General features: G+C 41.0%; 12 protein-coding genes. 7 read left to right on the forward strand and 5 right to left on the reverse strand.

Annotation, left to right across the window (positions count from 1 at the left end):
* The coding region (locus ACT3SX_RS11395; protein WP_444761738.1) for a transposase at positions 1–280 on the forward strand (280 nt) is incomplete at its 5' end.
* Positions 281–545: 265 nt separating this feature from the next.
* The gene (locus ACT3SX_RS11400; protein WP_077448184.1) at positions 546–1,727 is read left to right on the forward strand and encodes a cation diffusion facilitator family transporter; all 1,182 of its coding nucleotides are present in this window, start codon (positions 546–548) and stop codon (positions 1,725–1,727) included.
* A 67-nt stretch (positions 1,728–1,794) separates the two neighbouring features.
* On the opposite strand, the gene ACT3SX_RS11405 is transcribed toward ACT3SX_RS11400, so the two are convergent.
* The 3 genes from ACT3SX_RS11405 to ACT3SX_RS11415 form a co-directional block, all read right to left on the reverse strand.
* Complete coding sequence (locus ACT3SX_RS11405; protein ID WP_444761739.1) at positions 1,795–2,190, reverse strand: hypothetical protein; 396 nt, start codon at positions 2,188–2,190, stop codon at positions 1,795–1,797.
* Between the two features lie 84 nt (positions 2,191–2,274).
* Positions 2,275–3,405 (reverse strand): relaxase, encoded by a 1,131-nt coding sequence (locus ACT3SX_RS11410; protein ID WP_444761740.1) that lies wholly within the window; start codon positions 3,403–3,405, stop codon positions 2,275–2,277.
* Complete coding sequence (locus ACT3SX_RS11415; RefSeq protein WP_181717046.1) at positions 3,395–3,760, reverse strand: plasmid mobilization protein; 366 nt, start codon at positions 3,758–3,760, stop codon at positions 3,395–3,397. The genes ACT3SX_RS11410 and ACT3SX_RS11415 overlap by 11 nt, the downstream gene beginning before the upstream one ends.
* A 230-nt stretch (positions 3,761–3,990) precedes the next feature.
* Between ACT3SX_RS11415 and ACT3SX_RS11420 the strand changes: the two genes are divergently transcribed.
* Both ACT3SX_RS11420 and repM read left to right on the forward strand, forming a co-directional pair.
* Complete coding sequence (locus ACT3SX_RS11420; RefSeq protein WP_227676805.1) at positions 3,991–4,431, forward strand: hypothetical protein; 441 nt, start codon at positions 3,991–3,993, stop codon at positions 4,429–4,431.
* A 246-nt stretch (positions 4,432–4,677) separates the two neighbouring features.
* Complete coding sequence (gene repM, locus ACT3SX_RS11425; protein ID WP_444761741.1) at positions 4,678–5,625, forward strand: replication initiation protein RepM; 948 nt, start codon at positions 4,678–4,680, stop codon at positions 5,623–5,625.
* An 8-nt stretch (positions 5,626–5,633) separates the two neighbouring features.
* Here repM and ACT3SX_RS11430 read toward each other — a convergent pair whose 3' ends face one another.
* Positions 5,634–6,122, reverse strand: a complete 489-nt coding sequence (locus ACT3SX_RS11430) for a plasmid replication DNA-binding protein (protein WP_444761742.1) — start codon at positions 6,120–6,122, stop codon at positions 5,634–5,636.
* 305 nt (positions 6,123–6,427) lie between these two features.
* Here ACT3SX_RS11430 and ACT3SX_RS11435 point away from each other — a divergent pair, with 305 nt between their 5' ends.
* Both ACT3SX_RS11435 and ACT3SX_RS11440 read left to right on the forward strand, forming a co-directional pair.
* Positions 6,428–7,675: a type II toxin-antitoxin system RelB/DinJ family antitoxin gene (locus ACT3SX_RS11435; protein ID WP_181717051.1), complete on the forward strand. Its 1,248-nt coding sequence runs from the start codon at positions 6,428–6,430 to the stop codon at positions 7,673–7,675.
* Entirely contained in the window at positions 7,672–8,508 is an 837-nt protein-coding gene (locus tag ACT3SX_RS11440) for a hypothetical protein (RefSeq protein WP_444761743.1), read from the forward strand. Before ACT3SX_RS11435 ends, ACT3SX_RS11440 begins: the two co-directional genes overlap by 4 nt.
* Here the strand turns inward: ACT3SX_RS11440 and ACT3SX_RS11445 are convergent.
* A complete protein-coding gene (locus tag ACT3SX_RS11445) occupies positions 8,459–9,748 on the reverse strand; it encodes a hypothetical protein (protein WP_444761744.1) in 1,290 nt (429 codons plus the stop codon). The genes ACT3SX_RS11440 and ACT3SX_RS11445 overlap by 50 nt on opposite strands.
* Before the next feature lie 208 nt (positions 9,749–9,956).
* On the opposite strand from ACT3SX_RS11445, the gene ACT3SX_RS11450 reads away from it, so the two are divergent.
* Positions 9,957–10,429 (forward strand): IS5 family transposase (locus tag ACT3SX_RS11450; protein WP_444761745.1); only part of this gene is annotated, 473 nt, incomplete at its 3' end.

Here is a 10,429-nt window from a genome sequence, read left to right on the forward strand (position 1 = left end):
TAATACAGAGGTTTTATGTGCCGATAAAGGCTATGATTCTGATGCGCTACGAGCCCATATTGAACAAGCGGGGACGCAGGATAACATCCCTCGAAAACGAAACACTCAGTATTCTAACGACCATATGGACTGGGACTTGTATAAAGCCAGGCATCTAGTAGAAAATGCTTTCGCTAAGCTAAAGCAGTATAGGGCGGTTGCCACCAGGTTTGATAAGCTCAAGCAGAGTTATGAAAATACGGTCGCTCTTGCTTGTGCTTATATCTGGCTCAAATTATGAATGTTCAACACGCCCCAGTCAGTTCAAAATAACATGGTGATAAATTGAAGAGTGCTACTGGAATGAATGTTGCGCAGCCTCTGTAATAACAGCATGCAAGGAAAATTTATACCAGTAGCACGATGTCATTTTTGCAGTGAATCGACTATAGCTTACTGGCTGCATTTTTACCTCGTCGTTACAGCTTCTAATACTCGACTATGTTAGATTTATCATTAATCCTTGAAGTTATTTACCATAAGTCTTAATAAATTTGAGTAACGTTATGAGTCAAGAAGATGCCAGTCATAAGCAAAATAAGCATTTGCCTCCAAGTGAGCCTATTGATGTCTATAAAAACAACGATAGTAACTATACTGCTGGCAATCAAGACGCTCATGATCATGACACTCACCTAGAGCAAAACACCGCACCAAGAGATACCAAAGGCTATCAGCGTACGTTACTGATTAGCTTTGTGATCATCACAGGCTATATGTTTATCGAGGCGATTGGTGGCTTACTGACAGGCAGCTTGGCGTTACTCTCTGATGCAGGACACATGCTCAGCGACGCCATCGCCCTTGGTGCGACGTTGATGGCATTTAAAATCGGCGAAAAAGCCGCCACCCATCAAAAGACCTTTGGCTATAAACGCTTTGAGATTATCGTGGCCACCGTCAATGGTGCGACGCTAGTAATTATCGCCTTGATGATTTTTTATGAAGCGATCAAACGCCTTAACTCACCGCCTGAGATTGCTACCCAAGGTATGCTAATCGTCGCCACCATCGGTATGCTGGTTAATATCTTGGTCGCTTGGCTGATGCATCGTGGTAGTAGCGGCAGCGATGGACACACCCACAGCCATGGAGCAAATGCAGACAAAGTAAATAAAGAAAAAGCAAATAAAAGCAATGATTCCAAAGAGCCTGTCAACCTCAATATGCAAAGCGCTTACTTGCATGTATTAAGTGATTTGATGGGCTCTGTCGCCGCGATCATCGCCGCTTTACTGATGATGGGGTTTGGCTGGGTTTGGGCCGATGCCGCAGCGTCGGTGATCGTCGCGGTACTTATCTTAGTAAGTGGTTACCGCGTTGTACGTGATTCGGTACATGTCTTGATGGAGGGCACGCCAGAAGGCATATCGCTGGTAGATGTGGAAGACAAGCTGCTTGCCCATCCACAAGTAAAACAAGTCCACGACCTGCATATTTGGAGCATCACCAGCGGGCTAAATGCGCTATCTTGCCATGTGATGGTCGATGGGGATATGAGAATCTCGGATGCCAGCGTATTGATTGCCAATCTTGAGCAAGGGTTGCTTGCGCTTGGTATTCATCACGCCACCATTCAGGTTGAAAGCTTGTCACACCCGCAGACCAGCGCCCATAGCGATGCATTGGTCTGCGACATATCAGAGCAGCAAAGCTCTGCGAATAACCATATCGGGCACAGTCACTAGTCACTAGGGCGTGTTGAACCTTCAACCATGGCACTGACAGAGACTATTTGTGAATGTTCAACACGCCCTAACTATTTGATTGTCTTTTCAACCAGTCATCAAATTCAGAATCGAGCTCCTTTTCAGCTTCTTTCATACTCTCTGCCTTATCACCTCCATATAATTCTGAGTCAAACAAAATATAAAGAAATTCTGACTGATCGTCGTATTTCCCTCCAGGAGTGCTCTCTCCATAATATTTTGGGAAAGCCCATAGCTCTCCACCATTGTATCCACATTCTCTCATATAATCGCTACAGTCCTTACTCCAGTACTCTGCAATTCTTATATCGAAATCTGCGCCATCAAGATGTGTGACATAATTACGTTGATTGAGCTTATTAATAGTTATAGCAAACTCTTTGGAAGCTGTTGTTGAAAAGTTTTTTAAATCCTTTAACGCCTGTTCCTCTGTATAAATCATTATTTGTATATCCTTGTACTATTTATTTTTGTTGAATACTAGAAAGTGTAAATAGCAGCATACAATATAATATATTGTTATTCATCAAAACCTTGGCCTAAAACTCGGCCTATAAGTTTCTGTAGGAGCTGGTTTAGCTGATTCTAGCTCCTGTTGAACAGCTTTATCTGCCACTAACGGCTCAGGCGTAGCTAAATTCTGGTATCTCTCCTGATGATAAGCCTCTTTTATTTCTATCCCAGTGGCTAAGTGCTCCTTATCTGACTGCATGCGCTCGTTTCTGCTAGCTGTACGGTCATACGCAGAATGATCTTCTTCTTTCGCATCTGGTTCAAACTTGTAACCATCAAATCCTTTTTCAAACATACCGCCTTTGAGCCTAACACCCATTGGCTTGCCGTTCTTATCGGTTAGCTTATCGCTTGTCACCGATAACGTCTTCTCGCTATTACCTCGATTAATCTTCAAGCCCCACTGTTCTAGCCGACTTAGCACTCTTCGACGATTCATAGCGATACCATTTTGCCAATCCAGTAACAGACGACGTTTAATCGCTTCCTCTAATAGTTTACGGTTAGGAGGATTGGCGATAGTCTCCTCGTCCTTATCTGCATCTTTTTTCGTATACGCCTTTGCATCAAAAGGCGACGGACGCGGCGCATTACTGCTATATGGGTTAACTAGACGTTTGCGTTTAGGGTCATTAGGGTCACTTAACGGCTCACCCTTAATGGTTTTGACTTCTGAATTGATAATATTTTTCCAAGCGTTCACCCTTTTTTGATCTGCTGGCTCATAGTACGGCTGAAAAGCCTTACCTGATCGCAGTTCCTGACAGGGAATCACAAAGTTCAGCTCCAGTCGTCCGACAGGATGAGCGTCATCAATGTCTTTATCCGCATGCTCAACCCATAGAATATCGTACTGATCATTCTCTAACCCGCAGAATATGACCGCTTCAAACTCCTGCATAATGCGCTTTTTATCGGCTTCACTAATCTCATCCGCACGTTCACTAAAAGATAAGTACCCTGACTTATACTTAGTCTTGTGAGAGGTCGTGTTAATTAAGTGCTCAGTGAGCACAGGATCGCCGTACAGCACTTTTGCATGCGTTCTAGGTACCAAAGTACCCTTACTCCCTTTCTCTTTAAGAAGGTAGTCTAAAACGCCACTCGCTTTGCCTTTACCATGCTTAGAGAACTTAACAATCATCACCATCCCTCGCGGCTACTTTTGAGTATTCGATACTCGTCTCTATCAGCACATGCAACTGTTTCCTAATCGCCTTAATCTCATTAAGCACCTCGGCATCAACGTGCTTTTCGATATTCACATGCTTGGTCAGCTGATTAAGATTGCTACCGATTCTACCCAACTGACGCACCAATTCAGGATCAACTGGCTTAACAGGAGTAACCCCTAATGCCAATCCTCGTAACCAACTGGCCACCGTATTTTCGCGGTTTCTTTTCTTAATCTCAGCAAGTTCGTAGTCATTGACGCGAATCGCAATCTCTCTATTACGCTTGGCTCTCTTGTCAAGAACGGTGGTTTTTGGCTCAGTCATAACGATTACCTAGGTAAGATTTTTTTGGGGGTTTTAAGGGGTCTCCCCTTAACCAGCTCACATGAGGGATAGGCTATTTATTACGTAGTAATAAATAGCCCCCTCTTGTGACTGCTGGCTTAATAAATATTAACATAAAATCTATATTTGTCTGTACCTATTTGATTTTTAATGACTGTACCTATAGATTGTCTATTGTGTGTACCTACATACGATAAATGACTGTACCTATGGTATTATTATTGTCTGTACCTATTCTAAAAGTAAGTGAGTTATTTATGGATAAGAGACGTAGGAATATGCAACGTTACAATGCGGTACGTTCTGCTCGAGTTGAAGCCATGATTGAGTTCTTAAAGGATATTGATTTTGGTGGTACTGAACTTTGCCAACTTGGTATAGAAGATGGGTATAGGTTAGAACGTGAAGTTAACTCTTATAGAGCTATGCAAATAGCTAGGTACTTTGGAGTTAATGTCAGTAAATCAAAATTAACTCAATTCTCTAAACCTAAAGATCATAGATACGATTTTACTGCTGCTCAGCTAATGGGCTATATCAGTGAGCATTATGATGAGCTAATGAATTACTGGGAATGGTTTGTACAACCAGCTATACGTAAAGCTAGAGAAAAGTATCCTACTGAAGAAGAATTAGAAAATAAGAAGTAAAAGGTTTTTAATGTTTTTAATAGTTTTTAAAAGCTTTTACGTTCGCTGTATCCATTGATAACAATGGGCTTTACGACCTATAAAGCAACGTTTTACGACCTATAAAGCAACGTTTTACGACCTATAAAGCAACGTTTTACGACCTATAAAGCAACGTTTTACGACCTATAAAGCAACTGGATATTTATTTTGTTGCTTTATAGGGGTATGTGTATTAAAGTTGCTTAGAACATATGAGGGGTCATAATGCAAAGGCAGCTAGTTACTAAAGATAATTCTTTGATTGGGGCAAGTTATAGCTTAGGTGTAGTTGAGCAACGGCTAATATTTTTAGCTATTATTGAAGCTAGAGAGCAAAAAACTTTAATAGAAGCTGGCGGACTATTAAGGATTTACGCTCAGAGCTATGCAAAACAGTTTGATGTAGAGAAGCATACATCTTATGAAGCTATGAAAAGGGCTGTGGAAGGGTTATATGAAGCAGGTTTTGCTTACAGTAAACTTGACGAACGAACAGGAAAAATAGGTCACTATAAAAGTCGATGGGTTGATAAGATTGGTTACATTGATGATTTAGGATGTGTTGAACTTGTTTTTGCTAGCGATGTAATACCGCTAATTACCAGGCTTGAAGCTAGATATACAGAATATGAATTAAAACAGGTTGTAGGGCTACAAAGTGAATATGCCATTAGGCTCTATGAGCTGGTTATACAATGGCGCTCAGTAAGGAAAACAAACCTAATATCACTTTCAGAATTACGAGAAAAGCTGGGATTGGTAGATGAATACAAGAGAATAGAAGCTTTCAAAAGAAGGGTTTTAGATTTAGCTGTTAAACAAATCAACGAACATACTGATATTACTGTTGAATATGAACAGCATAAACAAGGCAGGGTTATTACAGGTTTTACATTCAAATTCAGAATAAAAACCCAAGCTAAAAAGTTGTTAAGTAAGAAGAGAGACGGTGATATGCCCGATATACTAACCCCCTTAAAAATGACAGATAAACAAAAGGGTGTGTTTGCGGCTAAGCTATCGAAAATGAGTGAGTTGGCTAACTATGCTAAGCAAGGTGAGGATTATAAAGCATTTGCTGAACGGATTGAGACTGAGCTATTGGATGAAAGTAAGCATTCCTTTTACGCACCCTATCTCGATAAATTAGGTTTTCGGGCTTCGGCATCGTAAGGAGGTATTTAAAAAACCCACCACTTTTTCTTCTTCTCGGCGATAACTGTTATTTCAGTATCCTGTTTTTGTTCGGATTGTATTTTATCATTGGGTTCAGATTGTCTGAACTCTAACAATCTTACTTGTGCGAAATCCTGGATACTGGCGTTGGCTTTATCCAGTGTTTTGTTCAATTGTCCTATCTGCTGCTGATAATTTTCAATTAACTTTTTTTGATCGTTTACCTGTTGGCTGAGATGTTCATTCTTGAGCTTTTCAAGCGCTAATTGGTGTTCAATGTCCGTATTGTACTGAACACTTTGACTGTTCAGAGGTGTACTTTGGACAGTGTTCACTGAACGTTCAGTACGTTTTTTAGAAATTGGCTCACCGAACACTCGCAACATTTCCGAAACGTCTATTTTCTTATCTGCTGTTCTGGAAAGCTCGCCATCATTGACTTTCTGATAGATCGTGGTTCTTGATACACCCCATTCTTTTGCTGCTTTTGTCACGGATATGTTCATTGTTCACCTAGTGTCCACGTACGTTTTTAGTGTCTGTACAATACGACTGTTCTGAACGTTCAGTGGACAACTATCGCATTAACTTTTCCAGCAAGCAAATCAAATGTTTTATCGATCCTATATAACTCAAGAGTATAGGTATAACAGTTATCTTAGTTACATGGTGTTAGAGAAAAAATTCTAGCATGCAAAAAAGTAAAATTAATTTATAAAACTATCATTCTCATGGCGTAATAGACGGTCTCTTATAAGAATTTGTGCTACAATGTAGCACAAAAAAGGAATAATAGATTATGTCCACTAAGCCAACTACGACAATACGCATTGATTCAGAAATCAAAAAGCATGCTAATGAAGTTTTTGATGAAATTGGTATCAGCATGTCTGCAGCAATTAACACTTTTCTCAAGGCGGTAGTTCGCGAGGGCAATATGCCATTTGATATAAAGATAAAAGCTCCAAAAGCGCCCCAAAAACCCGGAAATGCGACTCTAAATCGTGCATTCATCGTTAAGAAAGATGATTTCTATACGCAGTATGAAGACGTGGCCAAGGAGATGATTAAACATCAGGAACAGTTGAAAGGTAAGAACATACTTTGTAATTGTGATGATCCTTTTGAGTCTGCTTTCTTTCGTTTCTTCGTACTTAATTTCGACAAACTCGGTCTAGCTGGACTAACTTCTACTTGTTACGCGGAGTCTCAAATAGCTGGACAGGAGTATCCGTTAGAGGAAATGACTGGTGCATATAAAGCAGTAGTCACTGAAATACCTGATGAAACCTTGAAGAGACCAGATGGAGCGTTAGATTTAGAGGCTCTGTTTGCTATGCCAGGCAACTCTCTTATACATCTTTCTGGTGATGGCGATTTTCGTTCGGATGAATGCGAAGCTTTGCTTGAAGAAGCTGACATAGTAATTACCAATCCGCCATTTAGCCTATTCCGTGAGTATATTAGTTTGCTAGAACGTTACAAAAAGGATTTTATAATCCTCGGGAATATGAATGCCGTTACATATAAGGAAGTTTTCCCGCTTTTCCGTGATAACAAAGTCTGGTATGGAGAGTCGATCCGCTCTGGAGATCGCAAGTTCTACGTACCTGATGGTTATCCACTAAACGCTGCAAGTTGCGGTATAGATGATAAAGGGCGACGCTTCATCCGAGTAAAGGGTGTCCGTTGGTTCACTAATTTGGAAACTAGCAAGCGGCATAAACCCATAGTATTAAATTGTAGCTACTCTCCAGATGAATATCCGCAATATGAAAACTATAACGCTATCAATGTTGGTCGTACCCAAAATATTCCTTTTGACTACGATGGGGTTATGGGAGTGCCAATCACGTTTCTTGACAAGTATAGCCCAGATCAGTTTGAGATATTGATGCTTGCCAATGGTAATGCGCGTACTAATGTATCTTCTGATATGCTTACGGAAGTAGGATATCGTCAGCATCCTGAAGATAGAGGAGGTGTTGGTATTATCAATGGTAAGCGTGTTTATGTGCGAATTATGATTCGCAGGAAATCTTTATGAGTAGTTTAATGCGCGTTCCCTGTTCATATCAGGGTGGTAAACAGCGAGTAGCATCTCAAATCGTTGACCTTCTACTCGAGGCTGCACCTAGCACAAATTCATACTTCTACGATTTGTGCTGCGGATCTGGCGCAGTGTCAATCGAACTGGTAAACAGAGGCATCGACCCTTCACGTATCCGTATGCTCGATATTAGCTCTTGGGGTTCGTTCTGGACTGCCATTGGATCCGGCACATTTAACATGGGTGTTTTCGATCAATTCTTATCTAATTTGCCAAGAGATAAACACGATTTCAAGACTCACATGTCTGAACTATCTAAACTCCCAGTAGATAACCATGAAGCAGAGGTTTATCCAATTATTCAAGCTTGTTCCTTCGGAGGAAAACAAATTTGGCGTGACAATGGGCGTTGGATGAATGCCTGTTTTCGAAATTATTGGGAACCAACCGCAACTAGCGTACGCCGCAGTCCTGCTAATCCGATGCAGCCATCTCCAGTCGAGCTTCGTCGTCGCATTGTTGCGCTAGTTAATGGAATGGAGGGAGTGACCTGTCTTAAAACGGATATCATGATGTTGCTCGAAACCCCCATTCCTAGCGATGCTGTCGTGTATGTGGATCCGCCATATAAAAGCACAACGGGATACGGATTTGGTCTGGATATAACATCATTTATAAATACCTTCCGTGAAATAAGTCAGGCTCCTTTATTCATTTCCGAAGGAGTTCCATTAAACGACGATGCTTTAATGCTTACATTTGGCGGCGCAAAGGGGGGTATTAGCGGGAACCGGAAGGGGAAACATCAAGAGTGGCTAAGTCGCGTCTAAACATTCCCAGCCACCTAGCACTGGCGCTAGACCCATTTCGAGCCAAGATACGTGAAGCTGCCTTGAAGTTTTCAAGTTCAGATTCTGGAAATACAGACATGAAATAGTAATCACTTTGTATCTTAGTGAATGTCACTACCTTTTTAACTAAGTAGTATTCTTCGCCCTTGGCTCTAAGGGCTTCTGTTATGCCTCTTCCAGAGGAGCTAACTCCCTTAATTTGTAAGCGCCATGTTCCATTTGCTTTAGCCCCGTCCGGGAACAGTATGGTATTGCCTACATAATCAACTCCTTCAAAGTTCAGTGTGATATCTTTGGATTGACTGGTAATTGCAGGGTTTAGATCGAAAAACTCAACTCCGCCACGCATAAACTTTGGCTCGCCTAGGTCAAATGCAGTGCCGGTTGGGTCTCCGCGCTCAACCAACGATTTCTTCGATAGATCAAGGATATTCCTTGATCCGCCAGTCATCTTCCTCGTTTCGAACCAAATAGTTTGTCCATCTTCACTTGGAAGAATAAGGCTAGGTTCTTTTTGGGTAGTAGAAACTTCCAGTTCCCTCTCTTTTTTCTTCTTCTCTGTTTTTGGCTTATATTTAGCGATATGAGGCATCTTTGCAGAGATACCATTACCGAATAAACGTTCCCCGCTTTTGTTTTCTGTCTTAGTTTTCAACCGTTCTACTTGTTCTGCTACTTCTTTAAATACATATCCATTTTGGAGAAGTTTATCTATATCCTCTTGTGCACTTATTGATATAAATGAATCTTTAAGTGAAGCTAGTTGTCCAATGTAATCTTCTAGCCCCATTATTAATGCACTACTAGTACTTGCACCATCTAATGGAATGAGTACTGAACTTTCAAAGTTAGTCCATAGACCTCCGGCTGTTAAATTGTGTGAACCAATAACTATCAATCCCTTGTCTTTTCCTAAAAACTGATAGATCTTTGGATGGAATGTTTGGCTATTCTCAGAATGCACTATATTCAAGGAATCAGTATGAAGCAGTAGAGCTATGAGAGCTTCGTAAGATGTTCCGCCCATATCTACGCCCACGTAAGTATTTACGATTCCGCCTCTCTCTCTAAATTTTTCGAATGCATCTTTGATTCTGAGGACACCGCTATTCTTTGCGAAAGCGACTACTATATTCAGTGTATGATAATCCGGTGAGTCAAGTAACTCGATAAGACGATTTCCAAGCTGTCCGTTAATTGGCTGGTTTAGCAGCTCCATAAAACATTCCTTTCAAGAAGTAGCGTCAAAATGACAAAAGAGCCACCTATATTAGTGACTCTTTGTCTAATTTATACGAAATGACTCATAAAAATTTATATATTAAGGAAATAACTAGGGCGTGTTGAACATTGGGTATAAATTAATGGCAAAAAAAATAGCGAACGGTTAATCTTTAAGTTCTCACACAAAAAAGATATCGTTCGCTATGCCTCGCACTATGCTCAAAGATGAACACTGGACAAGACTGAAACCTATATTACTAGAACTTAATATCTATGACAAAGGAAATCTTAGACAAACGGTTGAAGGCGTGCTTTATCGCATGCGTGTTGGCTGTCCTTGGCGCGACTTACCCGAGTATTTTGGCAAGCCCAATACCATCTATAAAGCTTACCAGCGCTGGTCTCGCAGTAATAAGCTGATTGCATTATTTACGTTACTGATCAAAGACGCAGACCTTGAGTGGGTCTTCATTGATGGTACTCATATCAAGGCGCATCAGCACAGCAGTGGAGGCAACGAGAATCTACAATCCATTAGCAAAAGTGTGGCAGGCCGCGCGACCAAGATTCACTTAGCAGTTGATGCTCATGGCAATCCGATTACCTTTCTTTTATCAGATGGCACAACCCACGATGTCAAAGTCGCACCTGATTTAATAGATAAGGTTAATTTGAG

It is taken from the genome of Psychrobacter sp. AOP31-B2-9 (assembly GCF_052378005.1).
Taxonomy (GTDB): Bacteria; Pseudomonadota; Gammaproteobacteria; order Pseudomonadales; family Moraxellaceae; genus Psychrobacter.

Excerpts from the sequence above, each read along its gene's own strand:
- ACT3SX_RS11415 (WP_181717046.1), bottom strand. The coding sequence starts at position 3,760 with ATGACTGAGCCAAAAACCACCGTTCTTGACAAGAGAGCCAAGCGTAAT.
- ACT3SX_RS11440 (WP_444761743.1), top strand. The coding sequence starts at position 7,672 with ATGAGTAGTTTAATGCGCGTTCCCTGTTCATATCAGGGTGGTAAACAG.
- ACT3SX_RS11420 (WP_227676805.1), top strand. The coding sequence starts at position 3,991 with ATGGTATTATTATTGTCTGTACCTATTCTAAAAGTAAGTGAGTTATTT.
- repM (WP_444761741.1), top strand. The coding sequence starts at position 4,678 with ATGCAAAGGCAGCTAGTTACTAAAGATAATTCTTTGATTGGGGCAAGT.
- ACT3SX_RS11405 (WP_444761739.1), bottom strand. The coding sequence starts at position 2,190 with ATGATTTATACAGAGGAACAGGCGTTAAAGGATTTAAAAAACTTTTCA.
- ACT3SX_RS11410 (WP_444761740.1), bottom strand. The coding sequence starts at position 3,405 with ATGATTGTTAAGTTCTCTAAGCATGGTAAAGGCAAAGCGAGTGGCGTT.
- ACT3SX_RS11435 (WP_181717051.1), top strand. The coding sequence starts at position 6,428 with ATGTCCACTAAGCCAACTACGACAATACGCATTGATTCAGAAATCAAA.
- ACT3SX_RS11445 (WP_444761744.1), bottom strand. The coding sequence starts at position 9,748 with ATGGAGCTGCTAAACCAGCCAATTAACGGACAGCTTGGAAATCGTCTT.
- ACT3SX_RS11400 (WP_077448184.1), top strand. The coding sequence starts at position 546 with ATGAGTCAAGAAGATGCCAGTCATAAGCAAAATAAGCATTTGCCTCCA.